At 42.9% G+C, this 24996-nt stretch carries 24 protein-coding genes; 15 read left to right on the top strand and 9 right to left on the bottom strand.

The window, feature by feature from the left end; genetic code table 11:
- From ACWIUD_RS02465 to ACWIUD_RS02475, 3 genes are all read right to left on the bottom strand, one after another.
- Nucleotides 1–2055 (bottom strand): hypothetical protein (locus ACWIUD_RS02465; protein ID WP_454146382.1); only part of this gene is annotated, 2055 nt, incomplete at its 3' end.
- Between the two features lie 12 nt (nt 2056–2067).
- Complete coding sequence (locus ACWIUD_RS02470) at nt 2068–3519, bottom strand: hypothetical protein (protein ID WP_454146384.1); 1452 nt, start codon at nt 3517–3519, stop codon at nt 2068–2070.
- Complete coding sequence (locus ACWIUD_RS02475; protein WP_454146386.1) at nt 3519–3719, bottom strand: hypothetical protein; 201 nt, start codon at nt 3717–3719, stop codon at nt 3519–3521. Before ACWIUD_RS02475 ends, ACWIUD_RS02470 begins: the two co-directional genes overlap by 1 nt.
- Before the next feature lie 90 nt (nt 3720–3809).
- Between ACWIUD_RS02475 and ACWIUD_RS02480 the strand changes: the two genes are divergently transcribed.
- The 9 genes from ACWIUD_RS02480 (at nt 3810) to ACWIUD_RS02520 (ending at nt 13981) form a co-directional block, all read left to right on the top strand.
- Entirely contained in the window at nt 3810–7349 is a 3540-nt protein-coding gene (locus ACWIUD_RS02480; protein WP_454146388.1) for a DNA translocase FtsK, read from the top strand.
- Nucleotides 7350–7394: 45 nt separating this feature from the next.
- On the top strand, nt 7395–8318 hold the full coding sequence (locus tag ACWIUD_RS02485; protein WP_454146390.1) for a branched-chain amino acid transaminase: 924 nt from the start codon (nt 7395–7397) through the stop codon (nt 8316–8318).
- A gap of 14 nt (nt 8319–8332) precedes the next feature.
- Nucleotides 8333–9454: an SPFH domain-containing protein gene (locus ACWIUD_RS02490; RefSeq protein ID WP_454146392.1), complete on the top strand. Its 1122-nt coding sequence runs from the start codon at nt 8333–8335 to the stop codon at nt 9452–9454.
- A 57-nt stretch (nt 9455–9511) separates the two neighbouring features.
- Nucleotides 9512–10522 carry a bifunctional phosphoribosyl-AMP cyclohydrolase/phosphoribosyl-ATP diphosphatase HisIE gene (gene hisIE / locus ACWIUD_RS02495; protein ID WP_454146394.1) on the top strand — a complete coding sequence of 337 codons (1011 nt, stop codon included), beginning with the start codon at nt 9512–9514 and terminating at the stop codon, nt 10520–10522.
- A gap of 14 nt (nt 10523–10536) precedes the next feature.
- Entirely contained in the window at nt 10537–10998 is a 462-nt protein-coding gene (locus tag ACWIUD_RS02500) for a DUF2393 family protein (RefSeq protein ID WP_454146396.1), read from the top strand.
- Nucleotides 10998–11303: a hypothetical protein gene (locus tag ACWIUD_RS02505; RefSeq protein WP_454146398.1), complete on the top strand. Its 306-nt coding sequence runs from the start codon at nt 10998–11000 to the stop codon at nt 11301–11303. Before ACWIUD_RS02500 ends, ACWIUD_RS02505 begins: the two co-directional genes overlap by 1 nt.
- Nucleotides 11249–11899 carry a metal-dependent hydrolase gene (locus ACWIUD_RS02510; RefSeq protein ID WP_454146400.1) on the top strand — a complete coding sequence of 217 codons (651 nt, stop codon included), beginning with the start codon at nt 11249–11251 and terminating at the stop codon, nt 11897–11899. The genes ACWIUD_RS02505 and ACWIUD_RS02510 overlap by 55 nt, the downstream gene beginning before the upstream one ends.
- A 97-nt stretch (nt 11900–11996) precedes the next feature.
- Nucleotides 11997–12704 (top strand): hypothetical protein, encoded by a 708-nt coding sequence (locus ACWIUD_RS02515; protein ID WP_454146402.1) that lies wholly within the window; start codon nt 11997–11999, stop codon nt 12702–12704.
- Nucleotides 12641–13981, top strand: a complete 1341-nt coding sequence (locus ACWIUD_RS02520) for a glucosyltransferase domain-containing protein (protein WP_454146835.1) — start codon at nt 12641–12643, stop codon at nt 13979–13981. The genes ACWIUD_RS02515 and ACWIUD_RS02520 overlap by 64 nt, the downstream gene beginning before the upstream one ends.
- Here the strand turns inward: ACWIUD_RS02520 and ACWIUD_RS02525 are convergent.
- On the bottom strand, nt 13955–14104 hold the full coding sequence (locus ACWIUD_RS02525) for a hypothetical protein (RefSeq protein WP_454146404.1): 150 nt from the start codon (nt 14102–14104) through the stop codon (nt 13955–13957). The two genes, ACWIUD_RS02520 and ACWIUD_RS02525, sit on opposite strands and share 27 nt — an antisense overlap.
- A gap of 20 nt (nt 14105–14124) precedes the next feature.
- Here ACWIUD_RS02525 and ACWIUD_RS02530 point away from each other — a divergent pair, with 20 nt between their 5' ends.
- Complete coding sequence (locus ACWIUD_RS02530; RefSeq protein ID WP_454146406.1) at nt 14125–14340, top strand: hypothetical protein; 216 nt, start codon at nt 14125–14127, stop codon at nt 14338–14340.
- Here the strand turns inward: ACWIUD_RS02530 and gltS are convergent.
- On the bottom strand, nt 14297–15511 hold the full coding sequence (gltS, locus tag ACWIUD_RS02535; protein ID WP_454146408.1) for a sodium/glutamate symporter: 1215 nt from the start codon (nt 15509–15511) through the stop codon (nt 14297–14299). The genes ACWIUD_RS02530 and gltS overlap by 44 nt on opposite strands.
- Nucleotides 15512–15845: 334 nt before the next feature.
- Complete coding sequence (gene ilvD, locus ACWIUD_RS02540; RefSeq protein WP_454146410.1) at nt 15846–17546, bottom strand: dihydroxy-acid dehydratase; 1701 nt, start codon at nt 17544–17546, stop codon at nt 15846–15848.
- 267 nt (nt 17547–17813) lie between these two features.
- On the opposite strand from ilvD, the gene nrfH reads away from it, so the two are divergent.
- The gene (gene nrfH, locus ACWIUD_RS02545; RefSeq protein ID WP_454146412.1) at nt 17814–18299 is read left to right on the top strand and encodes a cytochrome c nitrite reductase small subunit; all 486 of its coding nucleotides are present in this window, start codon (nt 17814–17816) and stop codon (nt 18297–18299) included.
- Nucleotides 18300–18317: 18 nt separating this feature from the next.
- A complete protein-coding gene (locus tag ACWIUD_RS02550) occupies nt 18318–20138 on the top strand; it encodes an ammonia-forming cytochrome c nitrite reductase subunit c552 (RefSeq protein WP_454146414.1) in 1821 nt (606 codons plus the stop codon).
- A gap of 116 nt (nt 20139–20254) precedes the next feature.
- On the opposite strand, the gene ACWIUD_RS02555 is transcribed toward ACWIUD_RS02550, so the two are convergent.
- A complete protein-coding gene (locus ACWIUD_RS02555) occupies nt 20255–20689 on the bottom strand; it encodes a hypothetical protein (RefSeq protein WP_454146416.1) in 435 nt (144 codons plus the stop codon).
- Nucleotides 20690–20715: 26 nt separating this feature from the next.
- A complete protein-coding gene (locus ACWIUD_RS02560; RefSeq protein WP_454146418.1) occupies nt 20716–20919 on the bottom strand; it encodes a hypothetical protein in 204 nt (67 codons plus the stop codon).
- On the opposite strand from ACWIUD_RS02560, the gene ACWIUD_RS02565 reads away from it, so the two are divergent.
- Entirely contained in the window at nt 20903–21058 is a 156-nt protein-coding gene (locus ACWIUD_RS02565) for a hypothetical protein (protein ID WP_454146420.1), read from the top strand. The two genes, ACWIUD_RS02560 and ACWIUD_RS02565, sit on opposite strands and share 17 nt — an antisense overlap.
- A gap of 46 nt (nt 21059–21104) precedes the next feature.
- Here the strand turns inward: ACWIUD_RS02565 and gpmI are convergent, their stop codons facing one another.
- The gene (gene gpmI / locus ACWIUD_RS02570; protein WP_454146422.1) at nt 21105–22580 is read right to left on the bottom strand and encodes a 2,3-bisphosphoglycerate-independent phosphoglycerate mutase; all 1476 of its coding nucleotides are present in this window, start codon (nt 22578–22580) and stop codon (nt 21105–21107) included.
- 68 nt (nt 22581–22648) lie between these two features.
- Here gpmI and mraY point away from each other — a divergent pair, with 68 nt between their 5' ends.
- A complete protein-coding gene (gene mraY / locus ACWIUD_RS02575) occupies nt 22649–23704 on the top strand; it encodes a phospho-N-acetylmuramoyl-pentapeptide-transferase (protein WP_454146424.1) in 1056 nt (351 codons plus the stop codon).
- On the top strand, nt 23647–24993 hold the full coding sequence (murD, locus tag ACWIUD_RS02580; RefSeq protein ID WP_454146426.1) for a UDP-N-acetylmuramoyl-L-alanine--D-glutamate ligase: 1347 nt from the start codon (nt 23647–23649) through the stop codon (nt 24991–24993). Before mraY ends, murD begins: the two co-directional genes overlap by 58 nt.
- Nucleotides 24994–24996: the final 3 nt, after the last annotated feature.

Raw genomic sequence — 24996 nt, forward strand, 5'->3', positions numbered from 1 at the left:
TCCGCCGCCGTTTGAGATTCCCCTGTCGCCAAATCCCCCAAAATACTGCACTCCAAACTCCATATCGAAGTTTTGCGCCTCCAAAAGATACGAAATTCCCGCGTTTGCGTAACCTAAAATTTTGTCGCTATCAATGGCAAAATCGAAGTTTTGACTCCGCACTAAAACCTTGCTTTTGGCGAGTTTTGGGGCGAGATTGAACTTCGCGCCTACGCCAAAATTCACTCCAAATCCGCCAAAATAATTCGCATACGAAATCCCCAAATCGCCGTAGATTAGGTTAAAAAGCGCGTTTTGGTAAATCGCAGAATCTGCTTTGATTTGTTGCGATTTTAGTGCTTTGTAGTCAAATCCTGCTTCGATTGAAAGCGCCCCGCCTGTGCGAAAATCAAAGGTTTTGCCAAAAGTTAAATTTGCGCCAAATCCCAAATTTTGCGGTTTTACGCTATCCAAAAATTGCGTTTTTAAGTCGTTTGAAAAGTGGTAGAAATCCCAGCGTGCCTTTAAAAATAGCGCAAAAGGCAAGTCGATTTTATAATGCAGTCCGCCGAATAAATTTAGATTTTTGACTGCCAAATCTTTATCGTGCTTGTCGCGTAATGTGCCGTAAGTTAGGGCGAAGTGTGCGCCTAACGAATGAGATTCTGCGAGTGTCACGCTAAATGCGGTGATGAAACCATAATCAAATCCGCTTAATGCATAGTTTCCTGCCTGTGCGAAAGAGTTGTGATTGATGAAGGGCGTGAAAATGAAGTGGTAGTTTCGCGCGGTGTCTTTTGGCGATAAATCGGGGAGACTTGGCACTCGCTTCGTCAATGAACCACTAGTTCTATTTCCTCGCTCGCGCCTACGCAACCCCGATTTCTCATCCAAAATACTTCCGCGCGGGGCGTTTGCGGTGGATTGGGCGAGTTGTGCGTTAGATTCTGCGTTTTTGTAGAAAAATGTTTCGTTTTGTTTGAGATTTGCGTATTCGTTTGCATTTGTGGATTGCCACGAATCTGCTAACGCAGATTCTCGCAATGACGGAGAATTCGCAGAATCTAATTGCGAAGTGCGTTTGATTCTGCGAATCGTGCGTTTTTGCGGGCTTTGTGAATTTTGCGGAGTTTGCGCGAGATTCTGCGATTTGCCAAATTTTCGTGGGAAAATCATCGCGCTAGTCATCATCGAAAAATTATTCATCGTGCGGATATTTGCGCTGTAAAGTCGCGCAACTGCGCTATTTTGCGGTTTTGGAGTGACGATAAAATGCTTCCCACTTTGTGCGATTTCAAAAATATCATCTTTCGCAGTTAGGCGCGAAATATCCACAGGCAGCTTATTTGTGCCACTTGTATCAACGACTAATTTTTCAAACAAATATCCCGCGCCAAACTCAAAATCCCCTCCAAAGTCCAAAATCAACTTTCCATTTTCGGCAAATTTAACACTGCCATTTTCTAGCACCAAATGCGAATTGTCGATTTTGCCGTTTGTGCCATTTGAAGTCCCGCTAAATGCGTTAAATTTCGCAGAATCTTCCGTGATTTTTATTGCATAATTTTGTATTGTGAGATTGACGCTTTTAAAGTGATATTTGCCTTCAAGCAGATTTATCGTTCCGTAGTTATTTACGATGATTGTGGCGTTGCTTGTCGCACTTACTCCGCCCATAGTGCCGTAGTTATTTATCGTCATCGTTTTGCCATTTGAGTTTGAGAAACTTATGCCACCAGAGATTGTGCCGTAGTTTGTGAGATTTTTGATGGTTTGCCCGTCTTGGATGGAGAAGGAATATGTGCCGATTTGCTGGGATTGATTGTAGGTAATAATGCTGCCGTAGTTTGTGAAATCATCGATAATTGCTTGGATGTAAATGCCGTATTCGTAGGATTCTACCCCTTTTAAAGTGAAAGTGCCGTGATTTGTGATAAGAGATTTGGAATCTTTGATTTCACACCGCGAGTCTGCAGTGCAAATACTTCGCAATTCCTCAGCGATTATCGGGGGGGGGGCGAGCATAAAGATAAGCATAAAAATTTCAAACCAAACTTTTATTTGCCACCTCTGCATTTACCACCTCTGCTAAATAATTTTTGGAATTTTATACATAACAAACTTTGCGTTTTTGTTGTGCTTTTTGCTTTTGCCAAAGAGTATCATTTCCATCGCATTGCCGTCCTCTAACTCATCATCGATTATCACAAAGTCAAAGTGCTGATTTGCGATGATGATTTCATACTCCATTTTTTTCTCAATAGCGGTGATGGAAAAGTCCTTATATGCGCTGAAAAGCTTGATTTTAAGTTTATTTTTAATTCTATCATTATTTGAGATGATTAAAATATTTTTGCTTCGCCGCTCGCGGTAGCGGATGATATATGAGTGCAAAATCCTATCATTATCATTTAGCTTCGCGCTATCGAGCATTTTTAGATATTGCAACACAAACGCCAAAATGCAAAAGGAATAATTCGTATCTAACTTAAAATAGTGATTTTTAATCGGCTCGCTTTTCATCGCCAAATCCCACATTTTGTTGTCTAGCGAAGTGATTGTGGTGTTTAGGGCGAGTTTGATTTGCTCAAAAATCTGCTCTTTTTTTGCGTTAAACTGCTTTGCGAAGTTCGCCTCATAGCGCGTTTGAAAGGCGTCAATCATTTCGCTTAATTTTTCTTTTAGCTTCGTCAATCTCACTTTTTCCTCGCCAAGCTCGGCAAACTGCGCCCTTAATTTTTCTAATCGCTCTCGCACTTCGTTTTGCTGTTTATTTTGTGCGTTTGATAACTTCTGCTCATTGCTTAAAATCTGACTTCTACTCATCCGCAATCGACTTTCCACGCGCAATAAGTCATCCTTTGTGTTAAGCAACTTTCGCTTTGCGGCGGTGAAATAAAGCTGTTGATTTAAAAACACTTCGGCGTAGATTTTCGCAGAATCTTGACTTGCTTTATAAAATGGCGTCACAAAATATTGCAATTTGCTGTAAATCTCCAAATACTGCGAAAAAGTGTCCTTTGTGATGCGCTTTTCGGTGTAGATTAGCGAGTCCAAAGTCCGCATTAAAAATCGCGTCAAAATGCGATAGTCCAATAGCTCATATCCGCCTGTGGGGAGTTTTAGCGCGATTTGGATGATATGATTTTCCGCCTCGAAGTGGTATTCTAAAAAGTTCTCAATCGAAATGCTTGGTTTGATTTCGCTTAAATTTTCATAATTTGTCTCTTTGCAAACTTTGGCGATTAAGTCCTCAAACACGCCAAGTTCCACGCGCTCTAACTCATCATCGGTGAGCGTTTTCCAAAAATCCGCCTCTTTTATAATGCTATCTTTGCCAAACTCTTGATAATTGCTACTTTTCACCGACAGCACGCTTAAATTATCCTCATCGCATTTGAATTCAACGAGTAGATTTATCTCAGGGATTCGCGTTTTATCGTGCCAATTTATGAGTTTGAAATCAAATAACTTTTTGTGATTATTTATGATGATGCCCACGCCTGTGGAGTGGGAATATTGAACGATTCTGCCGTGCATTATTTTTTATCCGCGGGTTTTTTTGGGGTAGATTCTGCGGACTTTGCGGGAGATTGGGCGAATTTGGGGATAACTAATGCAAGTAAATCATCCTCATTATTTAGCGCAATGCAAACTTCATCATCGCCCTGCTTTACGATTGTCGCGGTGCTAAACTTGCCTTTATTTTTCAAAAACTCTTCCAAACTCACGCATTCCATAAAATCCCTCCAAAAAACGATAATTTTAACATAAAAAAAATTATATGCTATAATTCGCGATAATTTTTTATCAATTTTGGAAAATATGAAATGGAATTAGAAGAGCGAATAAAACTAATAAAACAAAGCATTGAAAGTCCCGAAGCACGCGAGCAAGAGACTTTCCGTCCTGCGAATAAACCTGCGAATAAAAAAATAAACGAAAATAGTCCCATAATCAAGCGACTGCGCGAGGATGAGGAACGCGCGAGATTGCGGAATTTGAGCGATGATGAGTTGATTGAGAGAGAGTTTGCAGATGAGGCGGAGGCGAAACGCGCGCATTTGGCGGACAATATCGAAAATGTGAAAGAATATATAGAGCAAAATCAAACGCCCCAAAGCAGGAATTTATCGGCAGATTCTGCGTTAGATTCTGCGAATGATTTTAGTGCAGAATCTAAAAGCGAATTTGCAGTGGAAATAAATGAAATTCCCAAGCGAGTGCCACTGCCAAAGCGAGACTTTGCGCAAGAATCTCAAATCGAAAAACCTCAAATCGCAGAATCTGCAAACAATTCGTCATTGCGAGATTCTGCTTTGCAAAATCGTGGCAATCCAAACCTTGAATATTCCCCCTCCCCTGCGGAGGATTCGCGCAAAATGTCCCCCTCCCCTGCGGAGGATTCGCGCAAAATGTCCCCCTCCCTTGCGGAGGGGGATTTAGGGGGTGGGTTTAATACCCCCAAAGATTCTGCGAATTTCGTAGATTCTGCGAGGGAAAATGCGATAGATTCTGCGAAAATACACGATTTTGCTTCGCAATCTACGCCACTTCGCACTTTGTATTCTACGCAAAATCCCGTGCCAAAAGTCGATTTAAGTAACCTTCATATCGCAGAATCTGAACCACAAAATTTCGCAGAATCTGTGAAAATCGCAGAATCTGCGCCAAAAAATGACAATTTCGCAGAATCTGTGAAAATCGCAGAATCTACGCCAAAAAATAGCGATTTTAAATTCGCCCACTCCACCGCGCCAAACGCCACTCCAAATATCATTAGCAACCTCGCGCAAAGCAATAATGAAATTATCTACACGCCAAATGCCGACTACACGCAGAATTTCGATGATGGACGGACGCACAGCATCGAGATTGTCGATAAAATCGATAATTACGACATTGAATTTCCCAAGATTAAGGCACTTTACGATGATATTTTGGGCGATAATAATATCATTGACGCCACAGAGGACATTGATGAGTTGAATGAAATCAATAACTCCCTAACACGCGCACAAAAGAAACTCGAAGAGCGACTAAAAATCGCAAAAATGCGCCAAAATTTAGGCGACATAAAATCAATCACGCCAATTAAGTCAAATGCGGATTTTGAGCGAGATTTGGCGCAAAATGTTGCTGAAACGCAGAATCTAGCGCAAAATTTTACTGAAACGCAGAATCTTAATATTTCGCAGAATCTAGCGCGAAATTTTACTGAAATAAACGCAGAATCTGCGGTAGATTCTGCGGAAAAATCCTCCCTTTACTTTGCGGAGAATACCCCACCCCAAACCCCTCCCGCAAGGGGAGGGGCTTTCTCTATGTCCCCCTCCACTGCGGAAGATTCGCGCAAAATGTCCCCCTCCCGTGCGGAGGGGGATTTAGGGGGTGGGTTTAATACCCCCAAAGATTCTGCGATTTTCGTGCGAGATTCTGCGAAAGGGGCGGATTCTGCGATTTTACCAAATGCAGATTCTGCGCCAAATATTGCCATTGTGAAAAATGCGAATTTCACGCAAGAAGCGACTGATTTTACCCCGCCCATCTTGCAAGATAGCGTCATCTCGCGCAATTTTGCCGAAATAAACGCAGAATCTACGCCGAATTGTCATATTGAGCGAAGCGAAATATCTCAACAAAATAGAGATTTTTCGATTGCTACGCAATCTCAAAATGACAATAAAATCACGGCAGATTCTGCGGTGCGAGAATTTCAAAATACGCAAATGGCGCAAAATCAAACGGATGAAGTTGAGGCAAAAGATGAGTTTGGCGATGATTTCTTTGACTTTGCTACAAACGCAGAATCTGCGGTAGATTTTGCGCCAAATTGTCATATTGAGCGTAGCGAAGTATCTCAAAGAGATTCTTCGGTCGCTTCGCTCCCTCAGAATGACAATCAAATCACGCGATATTCTGCGAAAATGGCGGATTCTGCGGATTTATCGAACGCAGATTCTGCGATAATAGACGGATTTCAATTACCACCGCTAGATTTACTTTCTCCGCCACTCGCGCAAAAAATCGACATTGATGACAGCGAGATTGACATAAAAGTCCAAAATCTTTTCAACAAACTGCGCGTTTTTAAGATTGAGGGCGACATTGTGCGCACTTATAGCGGTCCTGTGGTTACGACTTTTGAGTTTCGCCCCGCGCCAAATGTGAAGGTTTCGCGCATTCAAAATCTGCAAGATGACTTGTCGATGGCATTAAAGGCGACAAGCATTCGCATTCAAGCCCCGATACCGGGCAAAGATGTAGTTGGCATTGAGATTCCAAATAATAAAATTCAGACAATTTATCTGCGTGAGATTTTTGAGAGTGATGAATATCGCAACGCAACTGCAAATCTCCCCATTGCGCTTGGCAAAGATGTGATTGGCAATCCTGTGATTGAGGATTTGGCGAAGTTGCCACATTTGCTAATCGCTGGGACTACGGGCAGTGGGAAAAGTGTCGGCATAAATGCGATGATTTTGTCGCTACTTTATCGCCACACGCCAAAGGATTTGCGATTTATTATGATTGACCCAAAATTCCTTGAATTTGGGCTTTACAAGGACATTCCGCATTTGCTGACGCCTATAATCACCGACCCAAAAAAGGCAATTATTGCTTTAAGCAAGGCGGTTGAAGAGATGAATCGCCGCTACGAGCTAATGGATAAGGCAAAGGTTAAGACGATTGTAGGCTACAATGAAGTTGCAGAGGCAAATGGCGAAGAAAAACTGCCCTATATTGTCATAATCATCGATGAATTTGCGGATTTGATGATAATGGGAGGGCGTGAGGCAGAGCAGTTTTTGATTTCACTAGCTGGAAAAGCCCGTGCTAGTGGGATTCACCTAATAATCGCTACTCAACGCCCAACGGTGAATGTCGTAACGGGGCTAATCAAAGGCAATTTGCCATCCAAAATCAGCTATCGCGTGGGCTCTAAAATCGATTCAAAAGTCATTTTAGATGAGACGGGCGCGGAGGCATTGCTTGGACGGGGCGATTTGCTTTTTTCAAAGACAAATAATATCGTGCGACTACACGCGCCATACAATGATGAGCGCGAAATTGAGCGCATTGTAGAGTTTTTAAAAGCGCAACAAGAAGTGCAATACGATGAATTTTTCTCATTAGAGCAAAAAGAGCCTATCGGTGCGCCACAACCTACGCAAATAAGCAGTGAGGGCGATTATAAAGAACGCGCCAAAGAAATCATTTTGCAAAGTGGCAAAACCTCCATTAGCTACCTGCAAAGGGGGCTTGGCGTGGGATTCAACAAGGCTGCAAGTATCATCGAATCGCTAGAAAAAGATGGATTTTTATCGCCCCCAAATAGCAAGGGCGTTAGAGAAATTATAGGCAATTAAGGCATATTTCGCTAAAATCGCAAAATTTTAAAAACGGAGTAAAAAATGGAAGAATCAAAATTTATTTGGAGTGATGGCAAATTGTTAGAGTGGGAAAAAGCCACCACGCATTTGCTTACACATAGTTTGCATTATGGAAACGCCGCATTTGAGGGCGTTAGAGCATATAGGACAGATAAGGGACTAGCGATTTTTAGGCTAGATTGCCACACAAAACGGCTTCTAGATTCTGCAAAAATCTTGCTACTAAATACGCCATACAGCTTTGAAACCACCAAAAACGCGCATATTGAAGTGCTTCGCGCAAACAAAGATTGCTTTAAGGACAATGTCTATATTCGTCCGCTGATTTACTTGGGATACGGCGTTATGGGGATTTATCATAAAAAATGCCCTGTAAATATGATGATTGCCGCGTGGAATTGGGGCGCGTATTTGGGCGAAGAGGGCATTGAAAATGGGATTCGCGTGAAAACTAGCTCTTTTGTGCGAAACTCTATCAAATCGCTGATGGGCAAAGCAAAGGCGTCTGCAAACTACCTAAACTCGCAAATGGCGAAGTTTGAGGCGGTTGAATGTGGCTTTGATGAAGCATTAATGTTAGATGACAATGGATTCGTAGCTGAGGGCACAGGTGAGTGCGTGTTTATTGTAAGAGATGGAGAGCTAATCACCCCGCCACACGATAATTCATTAGAATCAATCACGCAAGATTCGGTAGTGCGAATCGCAAAGGATTTGGGCTATAAAGTCGTTGAGCGCAGAATCACGCGTGATGAATTTTATATCGCTGATGAGGCATTTCTCACAGGGACGGCAGCGGAGATTACGCCGATTCGTGAGTTAGATTTTAGGCAAATCGGCAGTGGTAAGCGTGGCAAAATCACAAAAGACTTGCAAAACGCATTTTTTGAAGTCGCACAAGGCAAAAATGCCAAGTATGCGGACTTTTTGACTTACATTGACTAAACAAAGGAGAAATTATGCCTATTGATTTAAACGAACATTTAAAGCGCAAAAACGCTAATAATAACAAGCCAAACAATAACGGCGGAGGCGACAACAAAGATGACGACAACAAAAAAAGCGGTGGCAACTCTTTCAAACCGCCCAAAATAAATATGCCCGATATGCCAAATGGCAAGACGCTTACAGGCATTATCGTGGCGGTTGTGCTTGTGTTTATCTTTATCATCGCAAAGCCATTTGTGATTGTCAGCTCTGGGCAAGTGGGGATTAAATCCACTGCGGGAAAATACGACTTTACGCCACTTCAAGCGGGACTGCATTTCTTTATCCCGTGGATTCAAAATGTCATCATTGTCGATACGCGTGTGAGGAAAATCGACTTTTCACGCACGGAGAGTGCCGCTATAAACCGCGAGCAGGGCATTTTACGCAATGATGCAATAAGCGTAATGGATAGTCGCGGGCTAACCGTATCAATCGAGCTAACCGTCCAATATCAGCTAAACGCCACCACTGCGCCACAAACGATTGCCGAGTATGGCTTATCGTGGGAGCAAAAAATCATAAATCCTGTTGTGCTTGATGTCGTGCGAAGCGTGATAGGACGCTACACAGCGGAAGAATTGCCCGTAAAGCGCAATGATATCGCAAATCTAATCAGCACAAATATCGAAACCGAAATTATGAAGTTTAAAAATCAGCCCGTGCGACTTGATTCGGTGCAGTTGCGTGAAATCGTTTTGCCACAAAATATAAGAGAGCAAATCGAAAAAGTCCAAGTCGCAAGGCAGGAAGCCGAGCGCAAACGCTATGAAGTCGAGCAAGCAAAAATGGAGGCAGAAAAAGCCGTCACTTTGGCAAAAGGGGAGGCAGATGTCAATCGCACAAAGGCGCAAGGTGCGGCAGATGCCATCACTATCGAAGCACAAGCGCAAAGCAAGGCAAACCGCGCAATCGGCGCAAGTCTCACAAATCAGCTACTAAACTTACGCCAAATCGAAACCCAAGCGAAGTTTAACGAAGCACTGCGCGAAAATACAAACGCACAGATATTTTTAACGCCCGGCGGTGCTGTGCCAAATATTTGGGTGGATTCTAAAAGCAAACAGCGAAGCACGGCAGCAAGTGGCGAGTAGATTTGCGATAAAGGCGTGATAAGGGCGTAAAATGGGCGAATCTGCGGGGGCAAATCTATGAATGGCAAAGCAGATTTTGAACGCGAATCTAGCGCAAAAATCGAAGCAATTTTAGATAAAATCGCGTGGAATAAATCGCCACTAATCCCCACAATCGCGCAAGATTCGCACACAAAAGAAGTTCTAATGCTTGCATATAGCAACGCCGAATCGTTGCGCTTGTCGCTACAAAAGGGCATAGCGCATTATTTTTCACGCTCCAAAAATCGCATTTGGCAAAAGGGCGAAGAGAGTGGCAATACGCAAAAAATTAGCGAAATTTACATTGATTGCGATAATGATGCGATTTTGTTTTGCGTGAATCAAAAGGGATTCGCCTGTCATACGGGCAATGTCAGCTGTTTTTTTAAAAAAGTGGATTTGGAGGATTTGGCAATAGATTCGCAGGATTTGCGCGAAGTTGCGTTAGATTCGCCAAAAAATCCCTATCATATCATCGATAATCTCTATCACGCTTTGCAAGAGCGCAAGTTTGAATCGCCCGATAAATCCTACACTGCGAAACTTTACGCCAAAGGACAAAATGCGATTTGCAAAAAAATCATCGAAGAGAGTGGCGAAGTATGCTTTGCAATAAAGGATTTTTTGCGCGAATCAAAAAATACCCCACCCCTAACCCCTCCCGCAAGGGGAGGGGAACAAGATGATTGTCCATCCCTTGCGGAGGATAAAAACCAGACTCTCCCCCTCCCTTGCGGAGGGGGACAAAGGGGGCGGGTAAATTCGCGCGAATCCAAAGCGATTCAAAGCGACAATGTTTGTCATTCTGATCAAAGCGAAGAATCTCAAAAAAATAGAGATTTTTCGCCTACGGCTCAAAATGACAAACATAGCAACCTCCCCCAAACTCCCGCGCAATCTGTTATTTACGAATCCGCAGATTTGATTTATCACTTGCTAGTGGGATTAAGCTATTGCGACATATCGCCAAATCGCGTGATGGACGAGCTAAAACGGCGATTTGGCACAAGTGGAATCGATGAAAAAAACAGCCGACAAAATCGCTAAAAAAGGCGTTCATCGTGGGATTTGAGCTACCACAAGTAGGATTTTGGGATTTTTTTGTAGGAATCGCGCTATTTTTTGCCTTTATCGTCATTTTAATGCTTGGATTTTTACTGCGTGGCGGGGCAAAATGGGCGATTTTTGGGCTATGCGTTTTGCTATTTTTCGCGCTACCATTTTTTAATATTCTTATTTTGGATAACTTTATCAACAAAGTTGCATTCGCCGATGGTGGCTCAAAAAAGCTCACTTATATCGACAGCTTTTATTTGCACGGCACACTAAAAAATGTCGGCAAAACCGCGCTAAAAAAATGCCACTTCAATCTCTATGTCAAAAACAAATTCCCGCTAAACCCCGACTATAAAGTCATCGTTAGCGATTTGGACTTAAAAGTGGGCGCGGAGGCAGAGATTGAGCGCACAATCGATAATTTCAAAGATGAATCTGTAAAAGAGATAAAAATCAGGTGCTTTTAGTGAAATTTTGGCGCGAATCTAACGCAAAATGCGCGAATCAAAAATCTCCCCCTCCCTTGCGGAGATTAACCCCACCCCAACCCCTCCCGCAAGGGGAGGGGCTTTTTTATTCTCCCCCTCCCGTGCGGAGGGGGATTAAGGGGGTGGGTTGTCCGTCATTGCGAGATTCTGCGATAGATTCTGCGAATCTCTACCAAAATCGCAGAATCTGTGAAATTTTGTCATTGCGAGATTTTGCGACAGCAAAATCGTGGCAATCTATAAATTTACGATATTTAGGCGATTCAAAGGCGATATTTTGCTAGCCAAAAGCCACATTTCGCTAGGACTAATTGGCGGTGTTTGCGCCTATCCACTAGCCCAAAAATGTGGCATCGCAAAAGAATTTTATTTAACCCTTTTGCTTCCGCTAATCTTACTAGGCTCTTTGCTCCCCGATATTGATGAGCCAAAAAGTTTCATCGGCAGGAAGTTTCCGCTCATCTCGCGGATTTTTAGCATTAGTTTTTCACATAGAGGATTTACGCATTTTTTGATTTTTCCGCTGATTTTTGTGGTGGTGGGCGCGATTTTGGCGCACGAAATTATCACACCTTGCTTTTTTGCGCTAAGTTATGGGATTTTTTTGCACCAAATAGGCGATATGCTGACAATTAGCGGAATCCCACATTATTTTTTCCCGCTCTCGCGCAAAAAAGCCGTGCTGTTGCCACAATTTTTGCGTTTTCGCACGGGGAGCATTGCTGAAAAAATCATCTTAATTTGTATCCTAACGCCACTAATCGCGCTCTGTGCGATTTTTGTCTTTGGCGATTCGCTTGATATTTCGCAAATCCAAAATTTACAGAATCTAAAAGCAATAAAGCGATTTTTAAAGCATATAGGCGACTTTGCGCTTTAAAGCAAAATAATTTCAGTTTCACAAGCGCGATTTTTTGCTATAATTCGCGCTTTTAAATCTCAAAAGGACACAAAATGAAAAATCCACTAACACACGCTTGGGGGGGGGGCGCAAAGGTTATAAGTCAAATCCCTCTTTTATAAAATCTCCGCTAAAAGTCATATTTTGCGTTTTAAGTGCCATCGCATTTTTGGGTATCGCATTTGCATTTGTGCTAAATTTATCCACAAAGAGCGAGATTTTCAAAGCGGATTTAGTGCTAAAAAACGCCACAAAAAATGGCGAAATTTTCTCATATCATTTCATCATAAACGCGCCAAAATTCGCCCCCTTGCTTCGCTCAAAGCGCATTTCAAGTGTGGAGATTCTGCGAATTTCTTGGAGTGCGGAAATCGCAGGCAAAACGCAGAATCTCCGCACGAAAAACATTAGAATTTGGGTAGATTCTACGCAGGATTTGGCAAAACTCACGCAAAACGCAGAATCTATCGGCGTTGTCGAATATAAAATCAGCTTTAACCCGCTTATAAAAAGCATTGCGAAGTATTATGTTGCGATTTTATCGCTAATGGCGTTTGCGATATTTTTTCGCACACCTCGCAGTGCAAAGGGCAAATTCGAGATTTTCTCGCCACAGCTAATTTTAAGGGCGTTTTTATATTTGGATTTTTGCTATATTTTATCGCGCTATTTGCGCTACTGCGGGGCGATGTTTATTATATCGATGATTGGGGGCGCAGTATTTGGGGAGCGGATTGGAATTATTTTTCTAGATTTATGGCGACATTTTTGGCACAAACGCTAGGAATTGGCTCTATTGTGGATATTTCGCCTATTTATCAGATGATTGGCATTGCGCTAATGGTGCTTTCGTCTATGATGATTTTGTATATTTTGGATGGCGCGAAAAAATTTAGCTATTTTGGGATGATGGCATTGCTACCACTAGGGCTTAGTCCGTATTTTTTGGAAAATATGAGCTATAAGTTTGACGCGCTAAATATGTCTTTTGCGGTTTTTTGTGTGTGTTTGCCGTTTGTGTTTAGAAGGCATAATTTGCCATTTTGCATTATTGGAGTTGCGAGTCTTTTGCTTATGCTTTGCTCGTATCAGGGGGCAAATAGCGTGTATATATTACTAGCGTTATTTATCGCGTTTAATGCCGTTGTGCGTGGCGATATGAGCATCAAGGAAGCTGTAAAATTTCTGCTTTTAAGTGCTGTGATTTTGATTGTCTCTGCGGGTATTTACAAGGTTTTTGTGGTGAGAGAAGTTGATGATTATGTAAGTAGCTCTATGTTGCCATTAAGAGAATTGCATATTGGACTAATAAAAAATTTAACTCATTATTTTCAAATATTACATAGCGATTTTGTGAAAAGTGCGTCAATCTTTTTTGTTTTTTCGTGCATTGTTTGCGTGGTATTTATCATCGCTATACTTGCAAATAAAAAAAGTGTGTGGTATTTTTTGGCTACTATGCTATTTTTAATCGTTTGTTTGTGCTTGTCGTATGGATTATATTTGGTATTGGTAAAGCCATTATTCGTGCCACGCTCTTTTAATGGTATCGGCGCATTTGTGGCGTTGCTACTTTTAAGCGCATTTACATTACCCAAATCCACCGCACTAAAAATTCTCTCCAAAATCTGCATAATATTGCTTGGATATATCTGCATCGCCTTTGCAAACGCCTATGGAAATGCCCTAGCCAAACAGCAAGAATGGATGGCATTTAGGGCAAATCTCGCGCTTAATGATTTGCTAAAAGTGGGGTTAGATTCTAACAAAGCGATGGTTTTTATCAAAGGCAATATAGGCTATGCGCCTGTGGCAAAAAGGCTTGTAGAGCGGCATAAAGTCGCTAGTAGGATTATTCCCATACTGATGACGGAGGGATGGGGGTGGAATCAAAGCGCGTTTTGGCATTTAAAATCCCCATATAAAATGGAATACGACATAAAAAAATGCAAAAATTTTAGCGATACAAACAGCGCAAAAATTCTGCTAGATAACGAATATCATACGATATCAAAGGTTGATTTTTGTGTGTTTTTAACGCTTAAAACGGGTGATAAATAATGTATTTTTAAATCTAAAAGCTATTAGATTCTGCGATTTTCGTGCTTTTTTATGTGCTTTTTTTGTGGTAGATTCTGCGATTTTCGCATAAAACGCAGAATCTATTCGCAGAATCTCCCGCAAACTTTGTCATTCTTGCGCGAGTGAAACGAGCGAAGAATCTCAAAAAAACTCCGTCATTGCGAGGCAGTTTGAGCGAAGCGAAAACAACGAAGCGTCTGTGCGAAGCACCGACCCACACTTGCAAATCCAAAAAAAATAATAAATTGCCACGATTCTGCGAATCGCAGAATCTCGCGCAGAAATTCGCAGAATCTAAAAAAACACCCCTAGCGCCCCTTGAATCACAAGTGCGTTAATGATATCGATGAAAAACGCCCCAACAAGCGGGACGATGATAAATGCAATGTGACTAGGTCCATAATGCGAAGTGACCGTCTGCATATTTACCATCGCCGTTGGTGTCGCGCCCAAGCCAAATCCGCAGTGCCCCGCCGCCAAAACCGCCGCATCATAGTCCCTCCCGCAGAATCTAAATGTGACAAATATCGCCCACGCAATCATCATCGCCGTTTGCAGTCCTAAAATCACAAGCATCGGCAGTGCGAGTGCGACTAGCTCCCATAGATTTATCGTCATCATCGCAAACGCCAAGAATAGCGACAAGCTCACATTGCCAATCACCGCAACTTCGCGGTCGAATACCTGATGGATTTTTAGCGCACTTAAAATATTTCGCAACACCACCCCGCAAAATAGGCAATAAACAAAAGTCGGTAGATTTAACCCCGCAATGTAGGACTTTTCTAATCCCTTCAAAAGTGTGCCGACAAGCAAACAAATGGCAATCAAAGCAAGCGATTCAATAAAACTCTCCGCTGTGATTAGTCGCTCTTTTGTGGGGGCTTCAAACCCGTGCGGGTCGTCATTATTATGCTCTTTGCCGGGCGTTTTGAGTTTGTAGTGCTTTACCAAAAATCGCGCCACAGGACCGCCGATTAGTCCGCCCATCACAAGTCCAAAAGTCGCACACGCCATCGCCACTTCTGTCGCCGCGCTAAAATTATGCGGTGCTGCCTTGAAAACATCCGCCCACGCCGCGCCTGTGCCGTGTCCGCCTGTCATCGTGATAGAGCCGCCAAGCAAGCCAATTAGCGGATTTACGCCCATTGCGGTGGCTGCTCCCACGCCCACGACATTTTGCAAGATTAGTAATCCGCACACAAAAAAGAGAAACACGCCTAGCAACTTGCCCCCTTTTTTAAGCGAAGCAAAGTCCGCACTTAACCCCACAGATGTGAAAAATGCAAGCATTAGCGGGTCTTTTAGCGAGTTATCAAACTTCAACTCCGTCCCTAAAAATTTATACACGCACAAAATCAGCAACGCCGCGATAATCCCGCCCACCACAGGTTCGGGGATATTATAATCGCTTAATGCTTTGACTTTGCTAATGATAAATCGCCCCAAAATCAGCACGATTACCATACACACGAGCGTTGCGTAGAAATTAAATTCGATTGCATTCATTTTTTGTCCTTTTTGTGAGATTGTGCTAGATTCTGCGCGAAATTGAGTGCGGTTCGCAGAATCTAGCGCGATTTTTGGATTTTGCCATTTATTGATATTTTAAGTCAAATATTTTTTATTGATTCGCAGAATCTATGCGTGGATTTTGCAATAAAGTGGCAGATTCTGTGAATTTTTTGTCATTTTGAGCGAAGCGAAAAATCTCTATTTTTTGAGATATTTCGACTTTTACAAAGTCTCAATATGACAAAAAAAACAAACACGCTAAATTCTGTGATTTAGATTACCACAATTCTACTAACGCAAAATCTAAAAAATAAATCCCAAAAATCTCTCACTTTCCAAGTCCATCTAAATCTAGCACTGCGCCATTTGCAGCGTTGCTAACCATCTTTGCATATCGTCTTAACCACCTTGAATCTATCACCTTTTGAATCGGCTTCCACGCCTTTTTTCGCGCTTCAATGATTGCAGAATCTATTAGCAAATCCACGCTCCCATTTGCCACAGATATGCGAATCTTATCGCCATCCTCCACAAGCGCGATTAGTCCGCCCTCCGCCGCTTCGGGACTTATATGCCCGATACACGCGCCCCGTGTCGCCCCGCTAAATCGCCCATCGGTGATGAGTGCGACAGATTCGCCAAGTCCCATTCCCATAATTAGACTTGTGGGGGAGAGCATTTCTTGCATACCCGGTCCGCCCTTTGGTCCTTCATAGCGCAAAACTACGACATCCCCCGCCTTTACTTTACCCCCTGAAATGCCCTTTATCGCTTCATCTTGCGAGTTGAAAACCACCGCTTTGCCTTCGAACTCTTTCATAGATTCTGCGATGGCGGCGACTTTTAGCACCGCGCCTTGCGTTGCCAAGTTGCCAAACATTATTTTTAGTCCGCCCACCTGCGAGTAGGCATTTTCGTTGCGGTGGATTATGCTTGTATCTAAAATCTCCGCGCCCTTTATGCGCTCACCCAAAGTCTCGCCTGTGATTGTAAGTGCGTGCGTGCGTAAAATATCGCCCCGCCTTGCCACTTCGCTCATCACGGCATTCACGCCACCTGCGCGATGTATATCTTCTATGTGAATCGTCTCTATCGCAGGGGCGATTTTAGCGATGTGCGCGACTTTTGAAGTGATTTCGTTAATATTTCGCAAGTCAAATTTCACCCCCGCCTCCCTTGCGATGGCAAGGATATGCAAAATCGTATTTGTGCTCCCGCCCATCGCCATATCCACGACAAATGCGTTATGGATGGCATTTTCGTTTATAATATTGCGAATCTTAAATGCTTCGCACTTCGCAGAATCTAGCGCGATTTCGCAAATCCGCCGTGCCGCCTTGCGTAAGAGCTCTTCGCGCTCTTTTGTGAGTGCTAAAATCGTCCCATTGCCACTTAATGCGATGCCCATCGCTTCACACAGCGTATTCATCGAGTTTGCAGTAAACATACCGCTACAACTACCCCCGCTAGGACACGCCTTGCACTCGATTTCATAAAGTTCGGTGTCTTTGATTTTGCCACTTGCATATTCGCCAACCGCCTCAAATACGGAGTTTAGATTGATTGCTCGCCCTGAATCTAACTTGCCTGATTTCATCGGTCCGCCACTTACAAAGATTGTCGGCACATTCACACGAAGCGCGCCCATAAGCATACCGGGCACGATTTTATCGCAGTTTGGTAGGCAAATCATCGCATCAAGCGCGTGGGCATTCATCATCGTCTCAATGCTATCGGCGATTATCTCGCGACTTGGGAGCGAGTAGAGCATACCGCTATGCCCCATCGCTATGCCATCATCAACGCCGATTGTGTTAAATTCAAAGGGCACACAGCCATTTTTGCGGATTTCATCTTTTACTATTTTGCCGTATTCATTTAAGAAAAAATGCCCCGGGATTATGTCAATATAGCTATTTGCAACGCCGATAAATGGCTTCTCAAAGTCGCTTTCACTAACGCCACACGCTCTTAGCAAGGCACGATTACCCGCGCGCAAGTATCCTTTTTTAATAATGTCGCTTCTCATTTTCTATCCTTTTGAAATATTTTGTGTTTGAAATTATAGTGGATTTTGCGGATAGATTCGGCGAATTTGGATAAAAATTTTACCCACCCCCTTAATCCCCCTCCGCACGGGAGGGGGATTCACTAGATTTTTTGTCGATTCGCAGAATCTAAATAAAATTTCTTAATAAAATCTTCATTTTTTTGATTTAAGTCAAATTTTTTGTTTTCAAAGTGTGCTAAAATCGCCCCGCATTTTTGCAAATTTTTTAAAAATTAGGGGGAGTTTTTGAAAAATCATAATGACAAAAGTCCCATTCTCACACTTGCGGTTATTATCGCCATCGGATTTGTCTTTGGTGCGGGAGCATTCACATTTTGGTATGGAGACGGATTTTCGTATTTTAGCGATGATTCGAGTGCGTGTAATAACTGCCATGTGATGAATGAGGTTTATAAGGATTGGAGCGTTGGTAGCCACAAAAACCGCGCTTCGTGTAGTGATTGTCATATCCCTGAAGGCTTTGTTGCAAAATGGAGTATGAAAGCCCAAAGTGGCTTTAATCACGCTTATGCCTTCACTTTGAAGGACTTGCCGACACATTTCACGCCTACTAAAAAGACAAAAGTCGTGGTTCAGGATAATTGTATCCGCTGCCACGCGTCTTTGGCAAGTAATGTCGTGAATCCGACTACGGCAAAAGTCCATAATTATGACAATGCGCTTAGTTGTGTTTCGTGCCACAAGAATGTTGGGCATTTGAGAAATTTCTAAAATTAAGGGAGAATAAAGATGAAAAAATCTTACACTTTACCAGCGGTGCTGGTGATTGCGGTGATTATCGGTGTGGCGTTGGTAATGCTAGCTTCTAGCATTGGCGGGAAAAAGGCGGAGGAATTGGCGGTGGCGCAAAAAGGCGTTGTAGAGATTAGCGATGATAATCCCACATTTGACTTTTGGGGCAAAAACTATCCAGATTATTTGGATATGTATTTGATTGTCGAAAAAGAAAAGCCAAAAGATACGACATTTGGCGGGAATCTAGCGTATAGCAAACTCATTCGCTATCCGCAGCTAACGCAACTTTGGGCGGGATATCCATTTAGCATTGACGCAAACGAAGAGCGGGGGCACTTTTGGATTCAAGTTGACCAAATGGATACAGCGCGAAATAACAAAGACTTCTTAAACGCGCACGGATTTGCGGGATTTGGCGGACAGCCTACGGCGTGTATGAACTGCCATAGCGGATGGTCGCCTTGGCTTCTCAAAAATACCGCAAAGGGCGATTGGGTGGCGTTTAACTCGACAAAATATTGGACTATGATTAAAACTATCCCAGCGGTAAATGGCATAGCTGAAAATAGCGTTGAGCACAGCGGACCACACGGAGGCAAGAGAATGGGCGTAACCTGCGCAGATTGCCACAATCCTAGCGATATGACTTTGCGAATCAGCCGTCAAGCGTTGATAAACTCACTCGTGCTTCGTGGCTATGAAAAAGACGCAGTGCAAGGCGTAAAGGCAGATAGAAATGAGATGAGAACGCTAGTGTGCGCACAATGCCACGTAGAGTATTATTTCAAACCCACAGGGACAAAAGTCAAAGTTATGGGCGAATCAATCGCACAAGATTCAAGCAAAAAATGGTGGAATGGCACTCAAAAAACCTACGATGAGTTTGATTCGTGGAGAGATGGCAACAAACCTACCGAAATCGAAGTCGCAGGATTGGAGCTAATCTATCCTTGGAGCGCGTGGGAAAAAGGCAAACCATTTAGAATTGAAATGTTTGACACTCACTACGACAAAGTTCGCAATTTGGAGGGTGGCAAGGCGTTTAAATTCGATTGGTCGCACAAAATCACCAAAGCACCTATGCTAAAAATCCAGCACCCCGAATACGAAATGTATAGCGGAAGTATCCACGCTGCAAATGGCGTATCGTGCGCGGATTGCCATATGCCTTACATTCGCAAAGGCGCAAAAAAGGTTACACAGCACAATATAACTTCGCCTTTGTTTGATGTAAATAGCGCGTGTAAAACTTGCCACAATCAAAGCGAGGAATACCTAAAAGCGCAGATTAGCGATATTCAAAAGTCTGTGGCGTTTGACTTGCGAAGTGCAGAATATGCGACAGTTAGCCTAATTTGGGATATTAAGAAAATCCGAGATGAGTTAGGCAAACAAGGCAAAAACGATGAGCAAATCAATGCGATTTTGAAAGATGTGCTTGAATTGCATAGAAGAGGACAAATGAGAGGCGACTTCGTGGGTGCGGAAAACTCAACAGGTTTCCACAATCCACGCGAAGCTAGTAGAATGCTACTTCAAGCAGTCGAAATGGCGCGTCAAGGGCAAACTCAACTTGCACTCATCGCAAAACAATACAATATCGCTTATAAACCAAGCGAGGCGACATTTGAAGAGATTCAAAAGCTAAATCCGGGCGATATTCGCTATAAAGTCGATGTCAATGGCAAAAAAGCTGGAACTCGCTACTATGAGCACGCCGAAATCAACGGCAATCCACCAAAAAGCGCATTAGAGTTTGACAAAAATAGCAAACCATACAATTATCAAAAGATTGATGGAAAGATTGTAAAATAGGTGCTAAACGCAGAATCTAGCGGAGATTCTGCGATTTTATTTTGTTATTTTGAGTGAAGCGCGAAGCGGAATCTCTATTTAGATTCTGCGAAAATTTTGGGGATTCTGCGAAAATCTTAAATTGTCATATTGAGACTTTGAAAAAGTCGAAATATCTCAAAAATTAAAAGAGATTCTGCGAGTTTAAGGCGAGATTCTGCGAATTGTGTTTGATTCGCAGAATCTAGCGTAAAATCCGTCATTGCGAGATTCTGTAATTTTTGTTTGAAACGCAGAATCTGCGATATTTTCGCCGTTTTGTTTGTTAGATTCTGCGATTTTCTGCTTTTTTTTGTCATTGCGAGAAGTCGCACTTGTGGCGACTTCGTGGCAATCCATATTATTATTTTTTTGGATTGCTTCGGCACTTCGTGCCTCGCAATGACGAAGCAAAACAGATTCTGCGTTTTTATGCGAGATTCTGCGATTTTCGTTTCATTCGCAGAATCTGCGATATTTTCGCCGTTTTTTGGATTAAATTCGCTAGTTTCTTTTTCGCAAAAGGGCTGCACCCCGCTCCCGCTCCCCCCGACTTCATTTAAATTGTGTTCCCAAAAAGCAGCCGCTTTTTCGCTTTTAGGGGAGTGCCTCGCTTATCCGCTTCTAGCAAAAAATCGGCACTCGCACTACTGCTCGTTTGCTCCCGATTTTTTGCACCACGAAGCGGGCGAGTTTTGGGTGCTTCGCACGATTGATTTTTATCATTTTTGCTATCGCAAAAATTTGTGGATTGCTTCGGCACTTCGTGCCTCGCAATGACGGATTATTTTAGATTCTGCGAATCGTGTGAAAATTGCAGAATCTCGCATAAAATTGCAGAATCTATATTAAAATCGCAGAATCTCTCAATTACAAAAAACGCAGAATCTAAAAAAATTTAAACAATTCAAATAATTATCCAAAACACAAATTACCAAAACGCAAAGCCTAAAATAGCGGCTCCGACATAGCTTTCGGGGCTTCCAATCCCATCAACTTCAACACACTTGGTGCGACATTGTTAAGTCCGCCGTCTTTCACGCGCTCCACGCTACTATCCACCACAAAGCACCACACGAATCCCACCGTGTGATTTGTGAGAATTTTGCCATTTTCATCTTTCATTTTTTCGCAATTCCCGTGGTCGCTTGTGATAATCACCGCGTAATCCTCGCACTTTGCGCACTCCAAAATACGCCCTAGCTCCATATCCACCGCCTCCACAGCCTTTATACACGCTTCATAATTGCCCGTATGCCCCACCATATCGCCATTTGCAAAATTTACCACGATAAAATCGCTTTTATTTTTCATCGCGGCTAATACCGCATCACACACCGCCTCCGCGCTCATTTCTGGCTGTAAATCATATGTTTTAACCTTTGGCGATGGGATTAGTTCGCGTTTTTCGCCACGCAACGCTTCCTCGCGCCCACCATTGAAAAAGAATGTTACGTGTGCGTATTTCTCCGTCTCTGCGATGTGGGATTGCGTGAGATTATTCTCACTAATGATTTGCGCCAAAGTTTCATTTACATTTTCTTTTGGGAAAAGCACGGGATAGGGGAATTTCGCGTCATATTCGCACATACAAAGGATTTTTATGTCCTTTTTTGTCCGCTCAAACTCGCTAAAATTAGATTCACCCAAAGCGCGGATAATCTCCCTCGCCCTATCGCTACGAAAATTGCTAAATATAAAGCCCTCGCCATTTTTAATCCCGCCAAACTCGCCAAAACTAGCGGGGTTTATAAATTCGTCCGTTATGTTTTGTTTGAATTGCGAATCAATATATTGCAACGGCGTTAGATTTGTGCCATTTGCGCCATTTGCAATAGTCTCATAAGCCACTTTTACGCGCTCCCAGCGATTATCCCTATCCATTGCGTAGAATCGCCCACAGATTGTGGCAAGTTTCACACGCTCTGATTCGGCACTCAAAATCTGCTCTATAAATTTTGGTGCAGAGAGTGGCGGAATGTCGCGCCCATCGGTGATTGCGTGAATCCACACTTTTTTGCCCATCGCCTCTAAGATTTGCGCTAATCCTAGCAAATGCGAAATATGCGAATGCACCCCGCCATCACTTGCTAATCCGCACAAATGCACCACGCTCAAATCTTTGGCAAAGTCTAATAATGTCGCATTTTGCGCGAGTTCGCCTGAATCTAATGCGCGTGTGATTTTCACCAAATCCTGATACAGCACCCGCCCCGCGCCCATACACATATGCCCCACTTCGCTATTGCCCATTTGTCCCTGTGGTAGCCCGATTTCCTCGCCAAAAGAGCATAGCATAGAGTATGGCGCATTTGCAAAGAGCCAATCATAAGTGGGTTTTTTTGCGTTTGCAAAGGCGTTCCACTCGGTAGATTCGTTGTATCCTATGCCATCTGTGATTACCAAAACTACTTTTTTTTGCATTTTTAATCCTTAAAATTTTAGTTATAATTATGCTCTAAATTTTATTACAAATCACTTTAAGGGTTACAATGCTTTATCAACTCTACGCCGTTTTTGGCATAAATATTTTTCAATATCTCTCATTTCGCGCTGGGATTGCCTTTATCGTGGCGTTTTTGCTGTGTGTCATTTTGTATCCAAAGTTTATTGCGTGGGCGAAGTTGAAGTGCGCTTCTCAGCCCATCTCAAACGCACTCCCCATTCACAAAATAAAAGCAAATACCCCCACGATGGGCGGTGTGGTATTTGTCGGCGTGAGTATTTTTGTAACTTTGCTTTGTGCGGATTTTGTGAATGTTTATGTCGCGCTTGGCATTTTCACAATGGGACTTTTTTGCATAGTCGGTATGAAAGATGACTACACCAAAATCACCCAAAAAAGCAACGCGGGATTAACCTCACGCGCGAAGTTTGTCGCACTTTTGCTTTTGTCACTAGCCCTTGCGCTAATTTTATTTTTGGCAAATCATAACACGCATTTATATGTGCCATTTCTCAAAAATCCAATCTTTGATATGGGCTATTTTGCGATAGTTTTTTGGGCTGTGGTGCTTGTAAGCACGAGTAACGCGGTAAATATCACAGATGGATTGGACGGACTTGCCACTATGCCTAGCATTTTTGCCATTACGACTTTGAGTATTTTTGTGTGGCTAGCGGGTAATGCCGTTTTTAGCTCGTATTTGTTCTTGCCAAAAATCATCGGCGCAGGGGAGCTTTTCATCGTCTCATCGGCACTTTTGGGCGCACTCTTTGGCTTTTTGTGGTATAACTGCTACCCTGCGCAGGTGTTTATGGGCGATAGCGGGAGCTTGGCAATCGGCGGATTTATCGCATATATGGGGATTGTGACAAATAATGAGATTTTGCTAATTTTTACTTGCTTTATTTTTGTAGTGGAGACTTTGAGCGTGATTTTGCAAGTGGGGAGCTACAAAGTGCGTAAAAAGCGCATTTTTCTAATGTCGCCCATCCATCATCACTTTGAAGTCAAAGGGTGGAGCGAAAATAAAATCATCATTCGCTTTTGGATAATCGCGTTATTAAGCAATCTACTCGCGCTTTTGAGTTTGAAAATCCGCTAGATTTTTGGGAGATTCGCGTGGATAAGATTTTGGCTTTTTATAGGGATTTTAGGCGTGTGAATCTTTTGGGATATGGCAAAATAATGCGCTCTTTAAGCAAATTTTTGGCGCAAAGGGGCGTTCTTTGCGATATTTATGATGATAAATTTGAGAAAATTTCGCACGATTCGTTTGGGAATCGACTTTTGCCAAGCGGTGAGATTGCGAATCTATCGCCAAATGAGCGCGAATCTACGCTATCAATTATCTCCCCGGGCATACCGCCATTTCACGCTCTCGCGAAAAACGCCCCAAATCTCATCAGCGAATACGATTTTTTCGCGCCCACAATGCCAAAAAGCGTGTGGATTAGCGGGACAAACGGCAAAACCACCACTACGCAAATGTGCGCTTTGCTTTTGCGTGATTTTGGGGCGCAAAGCGGGGGCAATATCGGCACTCCGCTTTGCGAAATGGACTGCAACGCGCCCCTTTGGGCGCTAGAAACTAGCTCATTTATGCTCCACTATACAAATCTCTCAAAGCCCGATATTTACGCGCTTTTGCCTATCGCGCCTGACCATATTTCGTGGCACGGGGACTTTGAATCTTATGTCGCCTCCAAGCTAAAACCGCTAACGATGATGGGTGCGGATTCAAGCGCGATTATCCCACAAATTTACGCGAAATCGCCCCAAGCAAAGGCATTTAAGGGCAAACTCTATCTTTATGATAGTGCCGAATCTTTGGCGAATCTCTTTGGGATTGAAGCAAATAGAGTGCATTTTAAGGGCGCGTTTTTGTTGGATAGCATTCTCTCACTTGCGATTTTATCGCTATTCACGGGCAAAATCGACTATGATTTGATGAATAGTTTTAAGATTGACGCGCATAAAGTGGAGGAATTTTTGGACGCAAAAGGGCGCGTTTTTGTCGATGACAGCAAGGCTACGAATATTTCGGCAGCGCTTGAAGCGTTGAAAATCTACGCTGATAAATTTATTTTTCTAATTTTGGGAGGCGATAATAAGGGCGTGAGTCTTGCGCCGTTAGCGAAAACTTTGCAACGATACCGCACCAAAGTCTTTGCAATCGGCGCGTGTGAAAATCATATCAAAGAGCTATGCGATGAATCGTGCCTAAAATGCGAGGTTTGTGGCGATTTGCAAAATGCCGTTGCAAAAATCAAGCGCGAATTTAACGACACGCAAAATCAAATCTGCCTTTTAAGCCCAGCGTGTGCGAGTTTAGACCAATTCAAATCTTATGCCGATAGGGGCGATAAATTTAAAGAATTTGCATTGGAATAAAAT

This window comes from Helicobacter sp. 23-1044 (assembly GCF_053654695.1).

What these genes read in the sequence shown, in the direction of transcription:
- ACWIUD_RS02485 (WP_454146390.1), top strand. Translation starts at nt 7,395, where the DNA reads ATGGAAGAATCAAAATTTATTTGGAGTGATGGCAAATTGTTAGAGTGG.
- ACWIUD_RS02490 (WP_454146392.1), top strand. Translation starts at nt 8,333, where the DNA reads ATGCCTATTGATTTAAACGAACATTTAAAGCGCAAAAACGCTAATAAT.
- ACWIUD_RS02475 (WP_454146386.1), bottom strand. Translation starts at nt 3,719, where the DNA reads ATGGAATGCGTGAGTTTGGAAGAGTTTTTGAAAAATAAAGGCAAGTTT.
- gltS (WP_454146408.1), bottom strand. Translation starts at nt 15,511, where the DNA reads ATGAATGCAATCGAATTTAATTTCTACGCAACGCTCGTGTGTATGGTA.
- gpmI (WP_454146422.1), bottom strand. Translation starts at nt 22,580, where the DNA reads ATGCAAAAAAAAGTAGTTTTGGTAATCACAGATGGCATAGGATACAAC.
- ACWIUD_RS02470 (WP_454146384.1), bottom strand. Translation starts at nt 3,519, where the DNA reads ATGCACGGCAGAATCGTTCAATATTCCCACTCCACAGGCGTGGGCATC.
- mraY (WP_454146424.1), top strand. Translation starts at nt 22,649, where the DNA reads ATGCTTTATCAACTCTACGCCGTTTTTGGCATAAATATTTTTCAATAT.
- ilvD (WP_454146410.1), bottom strand. Translation starts at nt 17,546, where the DNA reads ATGAGAAGCGACATTATTAAAAAAGGATACTTGCGCGCGGGTAATCGT.
- hisIE (WP_454146394.1), top strand. Translation starts at nt 9,512, where the DNA reads ATGAATGGCAAAGCAGATTTTGAACGCGAATCTAGCGCAAAAATCGAA.
- ACWIUD_RS02550 (WP_454146414.1), top strand. Translation starts at nt 18,318, where the DNA reads ATGAAAAAATCTTACACTTTACCAGCGGTGCTGGTGATTGCGGTGATT.
- ACWIUD_RS02480 (WP_454146388.1), top strand. Translation starts at nt 3,810, where the DNA reads ATGGAATTAGAAGAGCGAATAAAACTAATAAAACAAAGCATTGAAAGT.